The 20,712-nt window shown below is 35.7% G+C and carries 24 protein-coding genes; 17 read left to right on the forward strand and 7 right to left on the reverse strand.

The genetic code is table 11. The features are described from left to right. The 12 genes from E7Z77_RS00005 to E7Z77_RS00060 form a co-directional block, all read left to right on the forward strand. Nucleotides 1-2,229, forward strand: a 2,229-nt coding sequence (locus E7Z77_RS00005; RefSeq protein ID WP_292748762.1) for a Cna B-type domain-containing protein, incomplete at its 5' end; no start/stop codon positions are given. Nucleotides 2,230-2,322: 93 nt separating this feature from the next. Continuing rightward, on the forward strand, nt 2,323-3,165 hold the full coding sequence (locus E7Z77_RS00010) for a GHMP kinase (RefSeq protein WP_292748764.1): 843 nt from the start codon (nt 2,323-2,325) through the stop codon (nt 3,163-3,165). After that, nucleotides 3,158-3,673 (forward strand): SAM-dependent methyltransferase, encoded by a 516-nt coding sequence (locus E7Z77_RS00015; RefSeq protein WP_292748767.1) that lies wholly within the window; start codon nt 3,158-3,160, stop codon nt 3,671-3,673. The genes E7Z77_RS00010 and E7Z77_RS00015 overlap by 8 nt, the downstream gene beginning before the upstream one ends. Nucleotides 3,674-3,854: 181 nt before the next feature. After that, nucleotides 3,855-4,649, forward strand: coding sequence for a 2-amino-3,7-dideoxy-D-threo-hept-6-ulosonate synthase (locus E7Z77_RS00020; protein WP_292749154.1), 795 nt, complete (start codon nt 3,855-3,857; stop codon nt 4,647-4,649). A gap of 8 nt (nt 4,650-4,657) precedes the next feature. Then, the gene (locus E7Z77_RS00025) at nt 4,658-5,788 is read left to right on the forward strand and encodes a 3-dehydroquinate synthase II (protein ID WP_292748770.1); all 1,131 of its coding nucleotides are present in this window, start codon (nt 4,658-4,660) and stop codon (nt 5,786-5,788) included. Between the two features lie 9 nt (nt 5,789-5,797). After that, the gene (gene thpR, locus E7Z77_RS00030; RefSeq protein WP_292748773.1) at nt 5,798-6,355 is read left to right on the forward strand and encodes an RNA 2',3'-cyclic phosphodiesterase; all 558 of its coding nucleotides are present in this window, start codon (nt 5,798-5,800) and stop codon (nt 6,353-6,355) included. A 4-nt stretch (nt 6,356-6,359) separates the two neighbouring features. Next, nucleotides 6,360-7,724 carry a CCA tRNA nucleotidyltransferase gene (gene cca, locus E7Z77_RS00035; RefSeq protein WP_292748776.1) on the forward strand — a complete coding sequence of 455 codons (1,365 nt, stop codon included), beginning with the start codon at nt 6,360-6,362 and terminating at the stop codon, nt 7,722-7,724. A 4-nt stretch (nt 7,725-7,728) separates the two neighbouring features. After that, a complete protein-coding gene (locus E7Z77_RS00040; RefSeq protein WP_292748777.1) occupies nt 7,729-9,105 on the forward strand; it encodes an MATE family efflux transporter in 1,377 nt (458 codons plus the stop codon). Between the two features lie 287 nt (nt 9,106-9,392). Continuing rightward, nucleotides 9,393-9,944, forward strand: coding sequence for a DUF2284 domain-containing protein (locus tag E7Z77_RS00045; protein ID WP_292748779.1), 552 nt, complete (start codon nt 9,393-9,395; stop codon nt 9,942-9,944). A gap of 9 nt (nt 9,945-9,953) precedes the next feature. Continuing rightward, nucleotides 9,954-10,640 carry an NADPH-dependent F420 reductase gene (npdG, locus tag E7Z77_RS00050; protein ID WP_292748781.1) on the forward strand — a complete coding sequence of 229 codons (687 nt, stop codon included), beginning with the start codon at nt 9,954-9,956 and terminating at the stop codon, nt 10,638-10,640. Between the two features lie 10 nt (nt 10,641-10,650). Continuing rightward, the gene (locus E7Z77_RS00055) at nt 10,651-11,139 is read left to right on the forward strand and encodes a hypothetical protein (protein ID WP_292748783.1); all 489 of its coding nucleotides are present in this window, start codon (nt 10,651-10,653) and stop codon (nt 11,137-11,139) included. Between the two features lie 149 nt (nt 11,140-11,288). Next, nucleotides 11,289-11,681: a zinc ribbon domain-containing protein gene (locus E7Z77_RS00060; RefSeq protein WP_292748785.1), complete on the forward strand. Its 393-nt coding sequence runs from the start codon at nt 11,289-11,291 to the stop codon at nt 11,679-11,681. On the opposite strand, the gene E7Z77_RS00065 is transcribed toward E7Z77_RS00060, so the two are convergent. Continuing rightward, nucleotides 11,678-12,304, reverse strand: coding sequence for a CatA-like O-acetyltransferase (locus E7Z77_RS00065; RefSeq protein WP_292748787.1), 627 nt, complete (start codon nt 12,302-12,304; stop codon nt 11,678-11,680). The two genes, E7Z77_RS00060 and E7Z77_RS00065, sit on opposite strands and share 4 nt — an antisense overlap. 74 nt (nt 12,305-12,378) lie before the next feature. On the opposite strand from E7Z77_RS00065, the gene E7Z77_RS00070 reads away from it, so the two are divergent. Together E7Z77_RS00070 and E7Z77_RS00075 are read left to right on the forward strand one after the other, a co-directional pair. Further along, nucleotides 12,379-13,710: an FAD-dependent oxidoreductase gene (locus tag E7Z77_RS00070; RefSeq protein WP_292748790.1), complete on the forward strand. Its 1,332-nt coding sequence runs from the start codon at nt 12,379-12,381 to the stop codon at nt 13,708-13,710. 21 nt (nt 13,711-13,731) lie between these two features. After that, nucleotides 13,732-14,712 (forward strand): Mrp/NBP35 family ATP-binding protein, encoded by a 981-nt coding sequence (locus tag E7Z77_RS00075; RefSeq protein ID WP_292748793.1) that lies wholly within the window; start codon nt 13,732-13,734, stop codon nt 14,710-14,712. On the opposite strand, the gene E7Z77_RS00080 is transcribed toward E7Z77_RS00075, so the two are convergent. Next, nucleotides 14,699-15,094 (reverse strand): hypothetical protein, encoded by a 396-nt coding sequence (locus tag E7Z77_RS00080; protein WP_292748795.1) that lies wholly within the window; start codon nt 15,092-15,094, stop codon nt 14,699-14,701. The genes E7Z77_RS00075 and E7Z77_RS00080 overlap by 14 nt on opposite strands. 11 nt (nt 15,095-15,105) lie before the next feature. Then, nucleotides 15,106-16,023, reverse strand: coding sequence for a peptide-methionine (S)-S-oxide reductase MsrA (msrA, locus tag E7Z77_RS00085; protein ID WP_292748798.1), 918 nt, complete (start codon nt 16,021-16,023; stop codon nt 15,106-15,108). Between the two features lie 96 nt (nt 16,024-16,119). On the opposite strand from msrA, the gene E7Z77_RS00090 reads away from it, so the two are divergent. Both E7Z77_RS00090 and E7Z77_RS00095 read left to right on the forward strand, forming a co-directional pair. Continuing rightward, the gene (locus tag E7Z77_RS00090) at nt 16,120-16,317 is read left to right on the forward strand and encodes a hypothetical protein (protein WP_292748801.1); all 198 of its coding nucleotides are present in this window, start codon (nt 16,120-16,122) and stop codon (nt 16,315-16,317) included. Nucleotides 16,318-16,325: 8 nt separating this feature from the next. Next, entirely contained in the window at nt 16,326-16,592 is a 267-nt protein-coding gene (locus tag E7Z77_RS00095; RefSeq protein WP_292748805.1) for a hypothetical protein, read from the forward strand. On the opposite strand, the gene E7Z77_RS00100 is transcribed toward E7Z77_RS00095, so the two are convergent. The 4 genes from E7Z77_RS00100 to E7Z77_RS00115 all read right to left on the reverse strand — a co-directional run bounded on the left by E7Z77_RS00100 (nt 16,584) and on the right by E7Z77_RS00115 (nt 18,943). Continuing rightward, a complete protein-coding gene (locus E7Z77_RS00100; RefSeq protein ID WP_292748808.1) occupies nt 16,584-16,862 on the reverse strand; it encodes a hypothetical protein in 279 nt (92 codons plus the stop codon). The genes E7Z77_RS00095 and E7Z77_RS00100 overlap by 9 nt on opposite strands. Further along, entirely contained in the window at nt 16,863-17,306 is a 444-nt protein-coding gene (locus tag E7Z77_RS00105; protein WP_292748811.1) for a hypothetical protein, read from the reverse strand. 2 nt (nt 17,307-17,308) lie between these two features. Beyond that, the gene (locus E7Z77_RS00110) at nt 17,309-17,797 is read right to left on the reverse strand and encodes a hypothetical protein (protein ID WP_292748813.1); all 489 of its coding nucleotides are present in this window, start codon (nt 17,795-17,797) and stop codon (nt 17,309-17,311) included. 198 nt (nt 17,798-17,995) lie between these two features. Beyond that, nucleotides 17,996-18,943 carry a ketopantoate reductase family protein gene (locus E7Z77_RS00115; RefSeq protein ID WP_292748816.1) on the reverse strand — a complete coding sequence of 316 codons (948 nt, stop codon included), beginning with the start codon at nt 18,941-18,943 and terminating at the stop codon, nt 17,996-17,998. Nucleotides 18,944-19,132: 189 nt separating this feature from the next. On the opposite strand from E7Z77_RS00115, the gene E7Z77_RS00120 reads away from it, so the two are divergent. Then, nucleotides 19,133-20,575 (forward strand): zinc ribbon domain-containing protein, encoded by a 1,443-nt coding sequence (locus tag E7Z77_RS00120; protein WP_292748819.1) that lies wholly within the window; start codon nt 19,133-19,135, stop codon nt 20,573-20,575. The last annotated feature ends 137 nt before the right edge of the window (nt 20,576-20,712 follow it).

Below are 20,712 nucleotides of genomic sequence, written 5' to 3' on the forward strand. Positions count from 1 at the left end.
AGTGTGAATGTTACTAAAGTTTGGAATGATAGTGATGATCATGATGGTTTCAGACCTGATAATGTGACCTTTGTGTTATATGCTGATGGTGTTGAGAACGCTACTATTGTTTTAGATGAAGGTAATCATTGGACTGGTAGTTTCACTGATTTGTCTATTTATAAAGATGGTAAAGCGATTGTTTACACTGTTGATGAATTGTCTGTTGCTAATTACACTAAGTCTGTAGTTAATGACAGTTTTGCAAACTATACTATCATGAACACTTATGTGGTTAATTTCACTAGTGTGAATGTTACTAAAGTTTGGAATGATAGTGATGATCATGATGGTTTCAGACCTCAAAATGTGACCTTTGTGTTATATGCTGATGGTGTTGAGAACGCTACTATTGTTTTAGATGAAGGTAATCATTGGACTGGTAGTTTCACTGATTTGTCTATTTATAAAGATGGTAAAGCGATTGTTTACACTGTTGATGAATTGTCTGTTGCTAATTACACTAAGTCTGTAGTTAATGACAGTTTTGCAAACTATACTATCATGAACACTTATGTGGTTAATTTCACTAGTGTGAATGTTACTAAAGTTTGGAATGATAGTGATGATCATGATGGTTTCAGACCTCAAAATGTAACTTTCGTGTTATATGCTGATGGTGTTGAGAACGCTACTATTGTTTTAGATGAAGGTAATCATTGGACTGGTAGTTTTACTGGTTTATCTATTTATAAAGATGGTAAAGCGATTGTTTACACTGTTGATGAATTGCCTGTTGCTAATTACACTAAATCTGTAACTAACAGCAGCCTTGCAAACTACACTATTACTAACTCACGTATTGTTGAGTATACTAGTGTTAATGTTACTAAAGTTTGGGACGATGAAGATGATCATGATGGTTTCAGGCCGGATAATGTGACTTTTGTGTTGCTTGCTGATGGTATTCCTGTTGATAGTGCTGTTTTAAGTGGTGCGGGTAATGTTTGGTCTGCTAGTTTCAATGACTTGCCTGTTTATAGTGATGGTAAAGTGATTGTTTACTCTATTGAGGAAATGAGTGTAGATAATTATAATTCTAGTGTAACCAATGATAGTCTTGCTAATTACACTATTACTAACTCACGTATTGTTGAGTATACTAGTGTTAATGTTACTAAAGTTTGGGACGATGAAGATGATCATGATGGTTTCAGGCCGGATAATGTGACTTTTGTGTTGCTTGCTGATGGTATTCCTGTTGATAGTGCTGTTTTAAGTGGTGCGGGTAATGTTTGGTCTGCTAGTTTCAATGACTTGCCTGTTTATAGTGATGGTAAAGTGATTGTTTACTCTATTGAGGAAATGAGTGTAGATAATTATAATTCTAGTGTAACCAATGATAGTCTTGCTAATTACACTATTACTAACTCACGTATTGTTGAGTATACTGGTGTCAACGTTACTAAAGTTTGGAACGACAATGACAATCAAGATGGTGTCAGACCTCTCAATGTGACTGTTGTATTGTTTGCTGACGGTGTTGAAGTTAACAGAACCGTGTTATCAGAGGGTAATGGTTGGAAAGCATCATTCAATGAATTGCCTGTTTATAACAATAATGGTACTGTCATAGCTTACACCATCGAGGAGTTAGAGGTTGCAAATTATACTGTCAGTATTTTTAATGACACCGCTTACAACTTTACAATTAACAATACTCATAAACATGTCTTTAAACCTGATATGAGTGTAAGCAAAATCTCATTAAATAAAACAGTATATCTTGGAGACCAAGTCGGATTCATCGTTGTTGTTACAAATACCGGTGATTGTGATTTAACTGGAGTTTATGTAATAGATAATGACTTTAGTGAAGGTATTGTTTTAGACCATGTGATTCTAAACGGCAATTGGACATTTGATGGTAAGGATAGATTTAGTTATATGAAACCTTTAGCTGTAGGAGAATCTGCAAACTTTACAATTTTCTTTAATACAACCAGTGTTGGATTCAAAGTTAATAATGTAACTGCAGGTAATAATATGACTAATAAGACAGTCAGCAGCACAAATAACACTACTGTTGTTGAAGAAGTTCCTGATCAACCAGTTGCTCCGGTTCATGATGTGCCTAAAGCAGCTAAAGAAGCAGTTTCTGAAAATAATGCTACCGGTAACCCATTACTGATGTTACTGTTAGCCCTATTAACATTATCTGTCAATGTGTCTAGACGTAAAAAACAATAAAAATTTAAAGTTATGTGATTTATTCACATAACGCTTTTTTTCTTTTTTAAAATTATAATAAATTTTAATAATTTCAATTAACAATTAATTAATATGAGTGTTTTTGTTCCGGGTCATATTACCGGTTTTTTTAATATTGAAAATCATGATTCCAAATTGAAAAATGGGTCATGCGGTGCAGGATTTTTACTCACTGAAGGTGTTAAGACAAGTATTGTCAAATCTGATAATTTTGCTTATGAAGTTAATCAGGGTGATGATACTGTAATAAATGAAGTCTTAAATATTTTAAACCTTGACGAGACTGATTTTAAAGTTATTCAGGAGATAACCCTTCCTATCGGTGCGGGATTCGGCACATCAGCCGCATCAGCATTAAGTTTGTCTTTGGCATTGAATGAATTTTTAGACTTGAATTATTCCCTAGAAATCTGTGGCCAGATTGCGCACATGGCTGAAGTCAATTTGGGATCAGGTTTGGGGGATGTCATTGGCCAAACGGGAAAAGGATTGGTCCTAAGAACAAAACCTGGAGCACCTGGAATCGGTGAAATCGAATCATTTGAAGAGGATGTTTATGTAGCCTGGAAAACTTTTGGCGCAATCGAAACATCTGAGATTATTCAAGACCCTAAACATAAGGAAATAATTTCCGAGGTTGGTTTGAAGTATCTGGAATTATTTGAAAAAGATGCCAATGTGGAAAACTTTCTGGCTTTTTCAAACAAGTTTGCACTTGAGACAAAATTAGCGACAGATGAAGTGAAAAATCAAATTAACTATTTTAATTCTATGGATGATATTTTAGGTAGTTCCATGGCAATGCTTGGAAATACTGTATTCGCATTTGCATATGATGAAGATGCATTCAAAAATCTGGACATTGAAGACTTGCATATAGATAAAATTAATAATATTGGTATTGTTTATGATTAAATTGAGTTATGATATAAAAGAATACAGGAGGCAAATCTCTGATTTGGTTAAAAATGGAGATACAATCATAGAATTGGGCTGTCATGTTGGTGGAACTACAAAAACCTTTCCTAAACAGTGCAATGTCATAGCAATTGACAATTCACCTGAATCAGTTGAGCAAATGAAGGGATTTGACAATGTAAGATTTATTTCAGGGGATGTTAGGCGCCATGAAGTGATTGCCGAGGTTTTTAAAATTGTTCAGTCATGTGATTTACTTTCAATAGATCTGGGCGGCGGATATCATCCGGATACGGTTTTTAAAGTGTTTTATATATGGTCATCCACTTTCAAACCGAAACATACACTAATTCGAAACAGGGGTCTTTTGGAATTTTTCAATTCAGTTGAAACCAGCGGTGAGGATTACAAATCTGATGAGGGTTATCTTGAAACATATCATGATTCAGGCATTCCTCCGTTAATCAAGGAGTTTGACTTGTGGACTCCATCACTTAAGGAATAGTTTTATTCGTGTTTTTGAAAAGATTTTCTAACATTTTCAGTTTTTAAAAGTATTTTTGTCAAGAGTTTTAATTTTTGTTAATTAATTTTGTAAAAATCTTTAATTTATTTCAAAATCTCTTAAATTAATATTTATATATCAGTTTGATGAAAAATATAATTCATAAGTATAACGAGGTTAAATAATGATAGGTAAGAAGATTCGTTTAGAAAGAATCATAAACAGAAATACTGGAAGAACTGTAATTGCACCAATGGACCATGGTGTATCAAGCGGTCCGATTCCAGGAATTATTGATATGGATGAAACTGTTGAAGAAATTTCCCAAGGCGGAGCAGACGCAATATTAATGCACAAAGGTATTGTAAAACAGGGACATCGTGGTTACGGTAAGGATATAGGTTTAATTGTACATTTATCAGCAAGTACATCCCTTGCACCGGATCCAAATGATAAAGTAACAGTAACAACAGTTGAAAAGGCAATCCAACTTGGAGCAGATGCAGTGTCAATCCATGTAAACCTTGGAAGCGAAACAGAAAGCCAGATGTTACAGGAATTAGGTGCAATAGCTGAAACTTGCGACTACTGGGGAATGCCTCTTCTTGCAATGATGTACCCAAGAGGACAAAAAGTTGAAAACGAACATGATGTGGAATTCGTAAAACATGCTGCACGTGTAGGTTCCGAACTTGGAGTTGACATAGTTAAAACAAACTACACAGGTGACCCTGATTCATTCAAGGAAGTTGTTGAAGGAGCAATCGTTCCTGTTGTTATCGCAGGCGGTCCAAAAATAGACACCGATGAGGAACTGCTTCAGATGGTTAAAGATTCCCTTGAAGTTGGAGGCGCAGGCGTAGCGTTCGGACGTAATCTTTTCCAAGCTGAAAATCCTGGCAAGATTACCCGTGCAATTTCAGAAATCGTCCACCATGATGCAGAAGTGGATGAAGCTTTAAAGTTCTTAGAATAGGTGGTTAGATGCAAAACAAATTCGCTTGGATAAGCACTCCTGATGAAGAATGGGATGACAAAAAAGAAATGATTACCACAGCATTGGAATCAGGAATAGACCATGTGCTTGATTTCGATGACATAGAACAAATCAGAAAACTCGGCAATGTTAAAATAATTGCAAATAATGATGATGCCGATATCTATCTGGTTGGTATTAATGGTGAAGGAGATGGCTTTGTTGAATTGAAAGAGGATTTCACAGATTCAACTGATATTGCAAATGCAAAAAAAGCAAAAAGCGAAGGAAAAACTGTATGTGCATATATAATAATCACAGATAAAGCTCATGAACAATTGGCCGTTAAGTTAGGTTCAATCGTAGATTACATAATTCTTGTTGGAACTGACTGGACAATCATTCCGCTTGAAAATATCATTGCAGACCTTCAAAAGGAGGATGTCGAAATCATCGCTGCTGTACGTGACTTGGATGGTGCCAAAGTTGCATTGGAGACATTGGAACATGGAACCGACGGAATCATATTTGAAGCAAATGAATTCAATACTATCAAGAAAATTGCTCAGGAAGTCGTTGAAGCGTCACAAACAAAATATGAATTGAAAATAGCTACAGTGACAAATGTAAAGCCACTGGGGTCAGGTGACAGAGTATGTGTCGATACAACAGACATGATGAAGCCTGGAGAAGGAATGCTGATTGGTTCATATTCCAAATCAATGTTTTTAGTGCATTCAGAATCTCTTGAAAGCGAATATGTTGCTTCACGTCCATTCAGAGTTAATGCTGGTCCTGTACAGGCATATGTGATGGTTCCGGGCAACAAGACAAGATACCTATCCGAGCTTGTAGCAGGAGATGAGGTGCTGATTGTAAATACCGAAGGGGAAACCAGAACAGCATATGTCGGAAGAAGCAAAATCGAAAGAAGGCCATTAATTCTGATTGAAGCTGAATATGAAGGTCAAATTATAAGAACACTCCTGCAGAATGCAGAAACCATCAGGATAGTCGATGAAAATGACAACCCATTATCAGTGGCAGACATAAAACCGGGAGATAAGGTAAAGGTCTACATTGAGTCAAATGCACGTCATTTTGGAATCGCTATTGATGAAACAATTATTGAACAGTGAGGTTAGGACATGTCACAGGTACGGGCATTTTTGGCTATAGATTTGGATGATGATTTAAAACCAAAAATTAACAGGATAATTAAAGAATTTAAACAGATTGATACACGAATCAAATATGTGGAATTAACAAACCTACATTTAACCTTGAAATTCTTCGGAGAAATTGATACTGCCGGTTTGGAATTGTTGGAAGAAAAGATAGCTAAGGTCGTATCTGAATTCAAACCATTCGATATAAAGATTAAAAGTTGCGGAGCTTTTCCAAACAATAACCATATTAAGGTTATATGGGTTGGAATTGAAGACGATTCCGTAATAAGGGATCTGCATGATAAGCTGGACAAGGAATTCAGCAGCTTAGGATTTGATAAGGACAAGAAATTCTCTACACATTTGACTATTGGCCGTATGAAATCCGCTAAAAATAAAAATCAGGTAAAGTCAACCATTGAAGAGTTCAGTGATGTTGAAATTGGCGAGATGACCGTAGGCAGTATTGCTTTGAAAAAGTCTACATTAACACCATCAGGACCAATATATGAGGATATAAAAGTATTTGAATTGTGATGTCATGGATTATAATTTAATATTAGATGATATAAAGCCGACAGAGGACGAAACAGAAAAGATTACAGAAGTCTCCTCAAAAATAATAAATTATCTTCAGGATTTATGTGATGAGGATAACCTTGGTGCAAAAGTGGCTTTGGTAGGTTCGGTAGCCAAAAACACCGCACTCAAAGGCAAATCCGACATTGACATTTTCATCGCATTTCCTTTGGATACGGATAAGCAATTCTTGAAGAATAAGGGTCTGGAATTGGCTCACAGCTGCTGTGATGAATTTCAAGTTGATGCTGAACATCATTTTGCATCACATCCGTATGTCACAACCGATATTGAAGGTTTCGAAGTAGATATCGTTCCATGCTATGCAATCGAAAACGGAGACCAGCTCAAGTCTGCCGTAGACAGAACCATTCTTCACACCAGATATGTTAAGGCCAATTTGGATGAAGGCCAGGAAGATGAGGTCCTGCTTTTAAAGCGATTCATGGCAATGACAGGAACATATGGTTCCGAATTTAAGGTTGGCGGATTTGCAGGTTATCTTTGTGAACTTCTGATTATTCATTATGGCACATTTGAAAATACTTTGAAAAATGCTATAAACTGGAAATATGGACATAGCATAGATCTGGAAGGATATGGAACTTCAAAGGATTTCAAAGACCCGTTAATAGTAATAGATCCGACAGATAAAAACAGAAACGTCGGTGCAGCATTAAGATTGGATAAGCTGGCCGAGTTCATCCAATCAGCACGCAATTACATATTTTCACAAAATAAGACTGATTATTTTTATCCATTAAAACGTGATTTGAATAAGGATGCTATTTTAAATGAATTCAAATCAAGAAACGGGGAAGTAATAGCCATCAAATTCAGAATCCCGGATATTCCGCTTGATACGCTGCATCCTCAACTTAGAAAGACAACGGAAGCCCTTGAACGCAAATTAAACAATGAGGAATTCAACGTATTTAAGGCAGATTACTGGAGTGATGAGCTATTGAGCTGTGTGATTCTTTTGGAAATGGCTTCATCAACTTTAAATGACATTAAGGTCAATGTCGGACCTAAAGTTTTCATCAGTCAGGCTTGCGAAAACTTTGCAGCTAAATATGGTCGTGAAAACTGTTATGTTCAAGGCGATTTTTTAGTTCACACCCAGAAAAGGGAATTCTGCAATGCCTTAACTCTCATTGAGCATATTTTCACTAGAGAGCACATAGGGTTAATCAAGGTTGGCAAAAACCTTAAAAAGAACATAATTGAAACTTATGAATTCATTGACATTTATGAGATTGATAATGAGGGATTTTTGGAATTTTTGGATGATTTCATAAAACCCGGTCAGCACATTGTAAGGTGAACTAATGGCACAAGACAAAACTGAAGAGATAGATTTAATCGTAAACCATCCCAAAAAGGCAATCAACAAGTTGGCATTACCTATCATTATCAGCAACCTGTTCATGACTCTCAACAATATTATCGATGGAATATGGGTTTCAGGTTTGGGGCCCGAACCACTTGCTGCAGTAGGATTTGTAACACCATTGTTTTTTGCGTTTGTAGGGGTTGCAAACGGTCTGGGTGCAGGTTCAAACAGCCTTATTGCAAGATGCATAGGCGCTGAAAAGTATCATGATGCCGGAAACAGTGCAATCCACTCCATAATGCTATGTTTTATCGTAACTGTCATTTCAACAGTTCTTATTCTGATTATTTTAAAGCCTCTGCTTATGATGATGGGTGCCGGAGAGGTAATCGGTCTGGCTTTATCCTACGGATACATTGTTCTTGGAGGGGTATTTTCACTCTTCATTCCGGCGATGCTGGCGGCAATATTTCGTTCTCAAGGAGAAATTGAAAGGGCATCCTATCCGTTAATGCTTACGGCAATAATAAACATGATTCTGGATCCGATTTTCATTTATGTTTTGGGTCTGGGCATTACCGGAGCGGCAATTGCAACAGTTCTTGCGGCAACACTTGCAATGCTTCCGATGATTTACTGGATGTTCTATAAAAAGGACAGCTTTTTGGAAATCAGGTTAAGAGAATATAAAAGGAACCTTTCAATCTATAAGGAAATATTGGTCGTAGGAATTCCGGCAAGCCTGGAACAGTTCATTCTTTCTTTCGTTTCAATCCTGATGAACTACTGGTTAACATTATTGTCCGGAACAATAGCTGTAGCTGCATATACCGCAACATGGAGGCTGATTTCAATTGGAATATCCCCTTTAATAGGTATTGGAGTTGCGGCATTGACAGTAGGTGGAGCAGCCTACGGTGCACGTAACCTTGTAAATCTGAAGACCGCTCTGAATTATGGCGTCAAGTTAGGTTTGATTTCATCAATAATCATCTGCTCATTCTTCTTTATATTTGCAGAACCGCTGTCATTCATTTTCTCATATTCTGCAAGCAGTTCCGTTTTGGCCTCCCGTGTGGTTGAGGCTTTAAGAATCTTATGTTTCTTCATATTGTTCATGCCGTTGGGTATAGTGGCAGGTAATATCTTCCAATCAATGGGAAAAGGAACAATCTCCTTAATCTTGACAATACTTAGAACATTCATTCTGGAAGTGGTGTTTGCAGCTTTATTCGCATTCGCATTTAATTTGGCCGATGTGGGCATTTATATTGGAATTGTCTGTGGTATGGCATTGGGTTCAATTGTAGGATATGCATATATCAATTACTATCTGAATAGGCATAAGAGTTATTTCAAACAGCAGGAGTAATATTTTTTATTCCTTATTTTAAATTTTGTAAAAAATTAGCGATATTATTTTTAACAGTTAATGTTTCTTTCATTGGATTTTCATATTGTGTGTATATTTTATATTTTTAAGTATAACATTTAAATCCAAAAGTAATATGATAATGATTTTTTTTGATTTTTTTTAAAATATTTTTTAAAATATTTATAATATTTTAATTTATGTTTAAAAAAAGGTTGATTATAATAAATTTTGTTGAATAATTTTTATCAAAAGTTTTATAATGTTCTTTTTAGAAAATATTAACTATGTCAGAGATTAAGAAAATCACAATCGATGTCGACGTTGAAGAGTTTTATGATGAGTATGTCGATTTTGAAAAAATCTCAAAATTATGCATTGAAGAGCAGGAAATGTTGGGGTACAACTGGAATTATCCTCCTTTTGATTTTGATGTTGATGAGATTTGGAATTCCTATAACAAGCTCAAGATAATGGCTTTTAAGATTGATTTTTCAGCCGAAGAACTTGAACATACATTTTCCGATGAGGAATTGGAATTTGTTTTAAAACGTTTTGAAAGACTTAAGGTCAAATTAATGAATGAAATTTACATGCTTGAAAACGAGGACTCCCTGGGACTGTATTTGGGCAAATGCAACTTATGCATGAGATGTACAAGGGAATTCGGAGCACCTTGTAAAATGCCGTTTAAAATGAGATATTCAATAGAATCTTTAGGCGGGGAAGTAGACAGGGCCGTTGAAGATCTGTTGGGATATAAAATTCTTTACGCTCATGATGGTAAACTGCCGGAATATCTTATATTCATTGGCGGTTTGCTTTATGATAAAAAATAGGTGATAAATATGATTGTAAGTGTAATCGGAGGAACCGGACCTCAAGGACTTGGAATTGCTGAAAGATTAGCTATCGCTGGTGTTGAAGTAATTGTAGGTTCAAGAAAAGAAGAAAAAGCATTAGAAGTTGTTGCAAAAGCAAAAGAAGACTTAGCAGACTATGACTTAAACATGACTGGTATGGCAAACGAAGACGCAGCAAAAGCTGGAGACGTATTGATTCTTACCGTACCACTGGCTGCACAAAAACCAACAGTCGAAGGAATCAAAGAATTCTGTACCGACAAAATAGTCATGGACGCAACAGTACCTTTAGAAACTGCAATCGGCGGAAAACCATTCAGATTCGTCGACCTGATGGAAGGATCAGCTGCAGAAAGAACTGCAAAAATCCTTGAAGGAACCGGAGCAAAAGTAATCTGTGCATTCTGTAACATATCCAACTCCCACCTCTCAAACATTCCAGAAGAAATCGACTGTGACTGTTTAATAGCAGGTGACGACAAGGAAGCAAAAGAAATCGCAGCAGAAATCATCGACAAAATACCAGGAATCAAAACAATAGACACAGGTATTTTAGAAAAAGCAAGAATAATCGAAAAAATCACCCCATTATTAATTGGATTAAACATCAAATACAGATCCCATTACGGTGGTTTAAGAATTACAGGTATTCCTGCACTAGATAAAGACTAATTTGATTAATATGGATTCATTTGAGGCATTAATTGGAAAACAGATAGATGATGTTGCCTTGAATGAATCAACAACTTTTTTTATTGCTCCATTGAAGTATCTATATAAGAATTGCGGCAGGCGCTATCCCGCAAGCAAATTCAAACTGGCTGATTTAGACTATTTTAATTTAATAGAGTTCAGCGAACTGTTTAAACATGACTCCATCTTGATTATCTGGTATGATGAGGATGGATTGATTACTGATCTGGAACACTATTACCTAAGCAATGATTTTGATGTGCTCTTTAAAGATTATTATATCATCAAAAAAGCCATTGACAATGGTGAAGCCCATAACCTGACCGAAGGGGACACCAGATACCTGGGCGCTTCCAGACTGAATGAAAAGGTTGAACAGCCTAACAGCGATAGGCTGGCCAATAAACGTGAACTTGTTTTGAAAAAGAGATATCTGCAAAAAATTATCAATGAAATGGGATTCAAATGCAATTTCTGAAGATTCATTGATTAAGGCATGATTTTCGGAATCATTATATGAAATTAACTCAATATTTAATAATATTGCCCGATTAGGGTTGTTGCTGAAAAAAAAAACAATCATTATGATGGTTCAATCGGATTGATATAATTAAAGGGGAGGATAATATGCCTAATTGCCCAAACTGCGGTGAAGAAGTTGAGGAAAGTTCAGTGTTCTGCCAAAATTGCGGAATCAAAATTGAAAATAAAGCCAATGAAGTAATTGCAACAAGAAATGTGTCTGTCAATCATCACTCATCCTTTGAAGAAAACAAGTATCTTGCAATGATAGCTTTCGGATATTTAACTCTTTTTATCCAGCTAATAGCTATTTTAGCCGCTTGGAGTCAGGTAAGAGTAATCAATTCAGATAGGATTATTCTATATCCGTTGTTATGTATAATGCTTTCATTTTTTGCTTCTTTCAATTTGGTCAAGCATGAAAAGACATTCATTCATTCAGTAATGGTTGCTGTCGTGTCTATCGTGTTATTCATTATAGGAATTATAGTAGTTTAATCAAATTGATTAAACTCCCTTTGAGCGTTTTCATAGAAATAACCCAGTTCACGCCCGTTGACGAATATATGGCTTACTGTGATTGACACGCTCATCTCATAATCATCGTTTACTTTTCCCCAGGTCACCAACGGCTGGATTGCGCTTCCGTCAACGACGCAATTTGTAAGCATATCAAAGTCAACCCATGGAATGCAGGACATATTTACAATATTTTCCAAATCCCTTTTTTCCATTTCAACAAAAAAGCCTTCCTTTTTTCCTGTCAAAATATCATTGGATAGGTTTCTGACATAATCATGCCATTCAATAATGTTTTCAAATTCCTGAGGAACTTTAACACGCATTTCCTTATATATCTTATTGTCTTCATCCATTATTGGACTGACTCCCTCAAGATAGTCATGTTCTATGGCTTCACCGTTGATTATTCTGCGTTTAAGCTCGGGAACGGAATTTGTCGCATTCATCAGACAGCCCAGACTCATTATGAAAAATGACTTGTCATTTTCACGGCACCACTTCCACAGTTTTTCAACATTTATTCGTGCGCTCATTGAATATCTGGCTGATAAGAAGTTTATAAATGGATTTTCATCTAAATTACATTCAATTTTTTTCATTCTATAACCTAAATCTTTTTATATTATTTTTTAATATATATTCTATTGTATAAATCATATATGGTTTTGTTATAATGAAAGTAGTAATTGTAGGTGGAGGAGCTGGAGGAATATCTACAGCTTCAAATATACGTAAATTAGATAAGGATATCGAAATTACAGTTCTCACAAGAGATAATAAGGTTGCATACTCTCCATGTGCCATTCCTTATGTACTGGCTGGAGTAATTGAAACTTTTGATGATATCGTTATGAGAACTCCTGAAGATTATCAAAATAAAGGCATTGAAGTTATAACCGAAGTTGAAGTAACTGCAGTCGATTCCGATAAGAAAACAGTCACATACCAGAAAGACGGCAAAAGCGTTGTCATGGATTATGATAAACTGGTCCTTGCAACTGGAGGCAATCCATTTGTTCCTCCGATGCAGGGCGTTGATTTGGAAGGCGTTTTCAGAATAAGAAACATTGATGACGGTATGAAAGTTCAGGAAGCTATGAAAGATGCAAAAAATGCAATCGTAACAGGTGCAGGATTAATCGGTATTGAAATAGCTTTTGCACTTAAAAATCAGGGATTGAATGTTATCTTAAGTGAAATGATGCCTCAAATCGTTCCTAGGTCAATCGATAAGGACATGTCAGATATTTTGGTAAAATACCTTGAAATGGAAGGCATAAAGGTTGTTTTGGGAAAACCGATTACAAAATTGATCGGTGAGACTAAAGTCGAGAAGGCATGTTTCGGTGATGAGGAAATTTATGACACTGACATGGTTATTATGGCAACCGGTGTAAGGCCGGAACTTGATTTGGCTAAAATGGCAGGATGTAATATTGGAAGATGGGCCATAATCGTCAATGACAGAATGGAAACTTCAGTAGAGGATGTCTTTGCAGTAGGAGACTGTGTCGAATCAAGAGATCTTATTTTAGGTTCAAATACCATTTCTCACTTAGGTACCACTGCAGTAAGACAATCAAAAACATTGGCACGTACAATCTGTGGTAAAAAATCCAAATTTAACCCTGTATTGAATTCAATGGTTTCCAAAGTAGGAAAATTGGAATTCGGTGCTGTAGGTTACACTACAAGTTTTGCTTTGCAAAATCAAATCAGACCTGTAGTTCAAAAGGTACAGGCACTTACAAGAGCTAGATATTATCCGAATGCAAAACCAATGGATATCAAAGTTATTTGTGATGGTAATGGAACCATTATAGGTTGTCAAATCATAGCGGAAGAAAGGGTGGCTGAAAGAATCGATACAATGACATTAGCCATTACTGAAGGTTTGACCTGCTTTGATTTAAGCAATATGGAATTTGCTTACGCACCACCTGTATCAATGGTTACAGATCCGTTAATCCTTGCTGTTGAAGAGGTAAGCAAAAAATTCAATTAAATAAAATAGGGAGATGATAAAATGGCAGAGCATGGACATGGTCATCACGGTCACGGAGGCCAAATGACTCCGGAACAACAAAGACAAATGATTGAGCAGGAATTGAGACTTGCTAAAAACTTAAGTCAAATTAAGCATAAAATCGTTGTAATGAGTGGAAAAGGAGGAGTAGGAAAATCCACCGTTGCGGCAAACATTGCTGAAACTTTACAAAAATTAGGATATAAGACAGGAATATTGGATGCTGATATCCACGGTCCGAACATTCCTAAGATGTTGGGTATTGAAATGCTTGAAAGTGAGTTCAACCAATACCAGTTCGATACTTTCAAGGAAATCACAGAATCTGCAATGGCTAAAGAAACATTCAACAATGACGAAGAACAGGCAGAATTCATAAAAGCAAAACAGGAAGAATACAGGCATGCAATGTTTCCGGTAGTTTTGCCGAGCGGTTTGAAAGTGATGTCTATGGCATTTTTGATTGACAGCATCGACAGGCCTATCATTTGGAGAGGACCTCAAAAAACCGGTGCAATCAAACAGTTAATTTCAGATGCACATTGGGGACAACTTGACTATTTAATCATTGACAACCCTCCTGGAACAGGAGACGAACCTTTAACCGTACTACAAACAATTCCAGATGCTGATGCGGTCATAATGGTCACTACACCAAACGTCGTATCACAAGAGGATGTTTTAAAATGTGTCAAGATGGTTGAATTGATGAATATCAAAAATATAGGTCTTATTGAAAACATGGCATATTACATTTGCCCTCACTGTGATGAAAAACTTTACATATTCGGTAAAGGCAATGGCGAATTGTTTGCTGAAGAGATGGAAATTGAATATTTAGGCGATTTGCCTATTGAAGAAAAAGTTTCCGATGCACCAAATAAGGATGCCGTTATTTCAGTGCTTGATCCTGATGATGCTGTTTCAAAAAGATTTGTTGAAATAGTTAAAGACATTCAGGACAAATTCACAAAAGACTAATGTTAAGGATATAGCTTACGCGAGCTATATTTACGATGTATCCTAAGAAATTAGGATCTTCTTTTAATTTTTTATAGCAATCCAGTTTTTCTATTGCATACTCTTTATTCTCATCCATCACATTAAGTGAAAAATACTGCATTCCTGTTTCATATTCATGTGCATCCGTAAAGATTGGAACCAGATATTCCCCGTCATTGGCATAAGGTATTTTAACGGGTTCGCCTTCTTCAATTGAAATGATGAATTCCTTATCTTTGATATATTCCTTTATTTGGCATTCAGTTTTTTCAATTGCACTTTCGTTTTGGTTTTCACTGTACATATAAATCATATTAATAAGATTTTTCAGTTCCGGATGTGTTATTTCTTCAATTTTCATTGTATCTATTTTTAATTTTCATTGTTATTTAATTTTTTCAGATATTCATCTACCTCATCTTTTGGAATGAATTTAAGGGCTGCAGAATTTATGCAGTATCTTGGAGAACCTCCCGGCCCGTCATGGAAAAGGTGTCCCAAGTGGGAATTTGATTTGGCGCTTCTGATTTCAATCCTTGTTGTACCATATGAAAAGTCTCTGCTCTTTGTTATTGCATTGTCATCGATTGCTTTTCTGAATGCCGGCCATCCGCATCCTGAGTCGAATTTGTCATCTGATGAAAACAGAACTTCACCATTAACTACATCCACATATACACCATCTTCAAAAAAGTCATCATATTTTCCGCTGAATGGTGCTTCTGTCATAGAAAGCTGTGTTATTCTATACTCTTCAGGTGATAGATGGTTGAATTCTTCATCATCTATTGAATTTAAATCAACATGGCAGTAGCCCTGCGGATTTCTTTCCAGATACTTTTGATGATAGGCTTCGGCTGGGTAAAAATTGCTTATTGCATGGGCTTCCACTGCAATTCTTTTTGAAGTTTCTTTCTGTTTTCTGTTCAGAAATTTCAGGACAATGTCTTTTTGGCATTCCTCCTGCCAGTAGATGCCTGTCCTGTACTGTGTTCCTATATCATTTCCCTGACGGTTTCTGGAAAACGGATCGATTATCCCATAGAAATTTTCCAGAATTTCATCTAAAGATATTATCTTTGGATTATAGGTCACCTTAACGGTTTCGGCATGCCCTGTTCTTCCGGTGCAGACCTTCTCATATGTTGGAGACAGGTCTCTGCCGTTTGCATATCCCACTTCTGTCTGGTTAACTCCTTTCAATCTGGATATGAATGCTTCAACTCCCCAAAAGCAACCTCCGGCCAGATATATGACTTGCAATTTTTCAAACATATTAATTAATTTCATTTCGTATTATTTAAATTTTAAAATCATGCCCGAATTTTTTTCATCATAAAACTTTTTTATTATTAAATTCATATCTAATAATGGAGGAATTAATCAATGTTTTATAGTACTATAATGAAAATTGATTCAATTGATAGATTAAGAGATATTAGAGATGCATTGCTTGTTGAACAAGGTATCAATCCTACTCGTCAAGGAGAACAAGCTATTAAAGTTGTAGTTGAAAGAATTGATGAAATTCAGGCTACACTGGACAAATCAGCTACAAAAAATTTAAATAGAAACAGAAGATAAGTGATTTTGTGATAAGACTAGTTACAAGCGGTAGGCGCTTACTTAGAAAAAGAATGTACAATCCGCCACATAAGCGTCATAGAAATTCCACATACTACCGTGAAAATAGAAATCTGGCCAAACCTCATCAAGAGAATTTTAGAAATATGAATGGTCCTCAAATAAAACGTAAAAAAAGACCTAAACGTGAGGTCATCGGCGGATTCAAAATGTCTTACAGGTATAAATATTACAATAATGATAACTCCGAAGAGAAAAGCGAAGAATCAGAATGATTCTTCCAACAATTCTTTTTTTGAAATAATTTTGTTTTTAGAGTGGATATCTAAAATAATGCCTGAAAAGGCATCGTCATTTTTTGAAAGCGCCCTGAACAATTCGCAGGACACTTCACAGGGTTCATAGTCAACAAGTTCCAGATATTCAAAACCCTTTTCATATTCTTCAGGGCTGGAAAATACGATAATCTTAAAATCATCAATGCTTCCTGTAACCAGGAAGTCCCTTTCGTGGTCTTCACCGATGGTTGGGCATATGAGTTTCATCTAAAAGCTCCCGTTTCTGTCCATGTTGAAGTTCTGAGAGTGGGGATTGATTACAAAGCCCTGGAAATATTCATCCTCATCAGCTATTTTTTCAATATCTTCAGGTGAGATTACCTTCATCTCCAGTTTGTCTAAAAATAATTTGGATATTTTAGCGCTTCCAACAGCATATTCCCTGATGTCTGTAAAGACAGGGATAATGTATTCCTTGCTTTCTTCTGTCAATGTCAATTTTACAGGCCTTTCAAGCTCGTCAATCAATGTGAAGTAGATCTCTTCGGGGTAAGCTTTAAGGATATTGCTCTTTACACTTTCAAGCTCGATTGCATCCTCGCTTTTAAGCTTTTTAACCATATTGGCATATATCTGAATGTAGTCCTTCAGTTGACTTTTAGAAGCTTTTACATTATTTTTTTGATAATCTTCGTAATCTTTAGGATTCATTTTTATTCACAGCAGTCGTGGACATCTTCGCCACCAATTACAAAGTCCCATTGAGGCGCGTTAATGGCAAGTCCAAGGAATTCTTCATCTTCAGCATAGTCTGCAACGATTTCACTGCCTATTTTTTTATCGCATATGAATTCGTTTTCCTCAAATTGCTCTTTGAAAGTTTCGATTGCTTTTTCAGCTTCTTCTTCATCAGTGTAAACAGGGATTACAAACTCTTCAGCTTCATCTTCCTCATCACTGATGATTAATGCAACGATTTCCTTTTCTTCGCTGTTTGCATTTGATACAATGATGAATTCTTCATTGAATACCTTGTGTTCGATTTCATGATAGATTTCACCAAGCTCTTCAAGCTGTTCGCTGTTTTCCTCTTCAAAGGAGTCATCGAGTTCATCTGTTTCATCGAGGGCAGCTTCGATTTTTTCATTTAAATCATCGTCAAGTTCTATAAATTTTTCAACTAAATCTTTTAATTCACTCATTATTTCACCATAAAAATTCAATAATCGTTAAAAAAAGTCATCTTTTTAAAAACAAATGAACATTCTCTTCCTAAACACCACTAAAGGAATACAAACGAATGCTCATTTCAACCATCACCATTGTTCATATTATAAAAAAATAGTATATAACAATATGAACAATACTATTTATGATTTTAACCTATATAAAGGTTAAGGTTATCTAAAATCACTTTCAATAGCTTTTATCTGGTTATAGATAATTTTATTTGTACTGACATCAATATTGTTTTTCTCGCCAAGTTCTATAACCTTGCCATTCAAGGAATCGATTTCAGTCTTTATTTTCCTTTTGATGTCCTGATGTGTTGATGAAAAATGATTATAGGTATCGGGAACAAGTTTTGAGTAGAACAACTTCTTGTAATCATCCGGATTATCCCATAATGTCGAATATCCAGATGCATAAATGACATCAAATATCTCATCGATGATGCTGTTCATAATCTCTTTTGAATATTCATTTTCAGTCAGCTTTCCATAGTTGACATCCAGAATGGCACCAAGGGGATTAAGCGCACAGTTGTATAGCATTTTGGCCCAAAGGTACTTCTCGATTTCATAGTTTATTTCGCATTTGATTCCTGATGAGGTTATCATTTCGGCAATTTCAGATAGGACTTTAGGGTCTTCATCTTGAAGTGATCCAAGCAAAATAGGTTCTGTATATACGGTCACTTCGCTGATGTGCCTTTCAGGTCTTGTGAAACCGGTAATCACACGTGCAACAAATACCTGTTCTTTAGGGAAATATTTCAGATAATATTCATCATTTCCAAATCCGTTCTGGAAAATAATTATTTTTGTATCCTCTTTTAGGATATCCCTGTTTTCATTCAGATTCCTGGCGATTTCCTCATTTGCCGTTGTCTTGCTTGCAATAAAAATATAATCGAAGCTGTTTTTGGGTATATCTCCATATTCTTCGAATACCTCAATATCTTCAAAGGAGTAATGTGTAAAGAGTCCTGTCCTTCTGATTCCATTTTCTCTGATGGCATTTGCAGTCTTTCCGGTCGCATAGATTGATAGGTTTGCACCCTGTGAAATGACGGAACTCGCAATTCCCAATCCTACACCGCCGGCACCGATAAGTAAAACATTCATATACATATTTTTAGCATATGTATTATTTTAATTTTTCATTCTGATTTTAGGCATTTCAAAATTCATATTTTTCGGTATTACTAAATTTAAATAATTTTTTTAGTCAAAACAAAATTTTCAGGCGAATACTTTAAATATGGGGAAGTTTAATATTAGTTTAATTAAATTTAAACTTACTTGAGGAAAATTATGCAAAAAGTCATTATTGAAAAAAAGGACAATTCCCAAAAGGCATTATTAAGTGAAGATTCCTTTGATATCATTTCAATTCTTAAGGAGGACTATACCTACATTTATGATGCAATCGAAGAGGAAAATTTCATCTTGAAATACAGCGAATGCAATCTGTTCAAGGAACTGGTTTATGAAAATCTTGTTGTAGGCTTCTGCACTTATGACTTTTCACGGGAGTTCATGACCGCTGCCCTGAGCAATATCTATATCCTTCCGGAATTTCGGGGCAATAGAATTTTTCTGGAGGAACTTGAGGATACGATGAGGAATTACAGCAAGCCAAGCATAATGGAGCCGACACGCTTGGTTGTCGAAACATTAATCAGCTATGGCTTTGCTCAAAAGGTCAATGACCGCATTGTTGTAAGCGCTATAGAATTCATTGTTCCCGGAAGCCATGTCCTATCAAATGCCCCTTACGATAATGACGAGTTGTCTACCCATTTTTATGATTTGGACATGTGTGCCTGTTTTCATGTACTGGATCTGGAAAAGGGGATAGTCGCATACAGTTCCCCTCTAAATTATGATATTGTCCATTATGACTGCATTGAAAATAGGCAGAAAATGGATGATGAATATTTTTCCAATATCAGGGAATCATTCTGCCAAAGTGATGTCGAATTCATGAAAGTCATTTTGGAATTGGAGGAAAATCTGCCAGTTAAGAATTATACAATAGATGAAATAATCGGTGAGGGTGATGAGATGTCAGAATATATCCAATCCCTGATAGATGACGGTCATGTAACTTATGAAAGGGCTCTTGAAATCAAACAGCAGATTAAAGAGGAATATGAATCTGGAATGATTTTAAATGAATCTTTGCTGATCAGGTTAGCTTACCTGTTCGAAAACAATATTGAGCCAACAATCAAATCACATGATGAGGTCTGCCCCTACTGTGGCATGCCAATCGACAGCCATGACAAATTCTGCCATTTCTGCGGCATCAATCTGGATTATGACATTGAACTGATGCAAGAAAATTTGATTAAATCAATAAACACCTCTAAAAGCGACTTCAAGGAGGACATCAGATTCATCATGTATAAATTCCTCAAGCTAATCGATGAGAAAATTGATTTTGAGTATGCAATTTTCACAATCGAAAATACCTATAACATTTCCTGGCCAAAGCTCAGTTACTGTTTGGAAAATCAGGGTTATCTAATTGATGATTCAATAACCGAAAGGGGATATGAATTTATGAACACACATCCTCTGCATTTCTGGGAAAAGTATCATATGGATATTGTCGACTACACAGACTTTGAAAATTATTTCTATAATCATCTGTACATGAATCACATTGACATATGCTTGACATATTTAGAAAATTTTGCAAAAGATGAATATGTTTTAGAAATTATAGAGAATATTAAATCTGATTTATAATCTTTAATTTTTTGAATGTTATCCTCTATGCTTTTAAAAATATTTCTACTTCATGATTAGTTGATTGTAATAATCATTAACCTTTTTATATTATCATAAACAATATTAAATGTATATGATAAGTTTATCGTTGAAAA

The organism is Methanobrevibacter sp. (assembly GCF_015062985.1).
Classification (GTDB): Archaea; Methanobacteriota; Methanobacteria; order Methanobacteriales; family Methanobacteriaceae; genus Methanocatella.

Bases quoted from the DNA above. Each gene is read 5' to 3' on its own strand.
- E7Z77_RS00010 (WP_292748764.1), top strand. From the start codon at position 2,323: ATGAGTGTTTTTGTTCCGGGTCATATTACCGGTTTTTTTAATATTGAA.
- E7Z77_RS00015 (WP_292748767.1), top strand. From the start codon at position 3,158: ATGATTAAATTGAGTTATGATATAAAAGAATACAGGAGGCAAATCTCT.
- E7Z77_RS00025 (WP_292748770.1), top strand. From the start codon at position 4,658: ATGCAAAACAAATTCGCTTGGATAAGCACTCCTGATGAAGAATGGGAT.
- thpR (WP_292748773.1), top strand. From the start codon at position 5,798: ATGTCACAGGTACGGGCATTTTTGGCTATAGATTTGGATGATGATTTA.
- cca (WP_292748776.1), top strand. From the start codon at position 6,360: ATGGATTATAATTTAATATTAGATGATATAAAGCCGACAGAGGACGAA.
- E7Z77_RS00040 (WP_292748777.1), top strand. From the start codon at position 7,729: ATGGCACAAGACAAAACTGAAGAGATAGATTTAATCGTAAACCATCCC.
- E7Z77_RS00045 (WP_292748779.1), top strand. From the start codon at position 9,393: ATGTCAGAGATTAAGAAAATCACAATCGATGTCGACGTTGAAGAGTTT.
- npdG (WP_292748781.1), top strand. From the start codon at position 9,954: ATGATTGTAAGTGTAATCGGAGGAACCGGACCTCAAGGACTTGGAATT.
- E7Z77_RS00055 (WP_292748783.1), top strand. From the start codon at position 10,651: ATGGATTCATTTGAGGCATTAATTGGAAAACAGATAGATGATGTTGCC.
- E7Z77_RS00060 (WP_292748785.1), top strand. From the start codon at position 11,289: ATGCCTAATTGCCCAAACTGCGGTGAAGAAGTTGAGGAAAGTTCAGTG.
- E7Z77_RS00065 (WP_292748787.1), bottom strand. From the start codon at position 12,304: ATGAAAAAAATTGAATGTAATTTAGATGAAAATCCATTTATAAACTTC.
- E7Z77_RS00070 (WP_292748790.1), top strand. From the start codon at position 12,379: ATGAAAGTAGTAATTGTAGGTGGAGGAGCTGGAGGAATATCTACAGCT.
- E7Z77_RS00075 (WP_292748793.1), top strand. From the start codon at position 13,732: ATGGCAGAGCATGGACATGGTCATCACGGTCACGGAGGCCAAATGACT.
- E7Z77_RS00080 (WP_292748795.1), bottom strand. From the start codon at position 15,094: ATGAAAATTGAAGAAATAACACATCCGGAACTGAAAAATCTTATTAAT.
- msrA (WP_292748798.1), bottom strand. From the start codon at position 16,023: ATGAAATTAATTAATATGTTTGAAAAATTGCAAGTCATATATCTGGCC.
- E7Z77_RS00090 (WP_292748801.1), top strand. From the start codon at position 16,120: ATGTTTTATAGTACTATAATGAAAATTGATTCAATTGATAGATTAAGA.
- E7Z77_RS00100 (WP_292748808.1), bottom strand. From the start codon at position 16,862: ATGAAACTCATATGCCCAACCATCGGTGAAGACCACGAAAGGGACTTC.
- E7Z77_RS00105 (WP_292748811.1), bottom strand. From the start codon at position 17,306: ATGAATCCTAAAGATTACGAAGATTATCAAAAAAATAATGTAAAAGCT.
- E7Z77_RS00110 (WP_292748813.1), bottom strand. From the start codon at position 17,797: ATGAGTGAATTAAAAGATTTAGTTGAAAAATTTATAGAACTTGACGAT.
- E7Z77_RS00115 (WP_292748816.1), bottom strand. From the start codon at position 18,943: ATGAATGTTTTACTTATCGGTGCCGGCGGTGTAGGATTGGGAATTGCG.
- E7Z77_RS00120 (WP_292748819.1), top strand. From the start codon at position 19,133: ATGCAAAAAGTCATTATTGAAAAAAAGGACAATTCCCAAAAGGCATTA.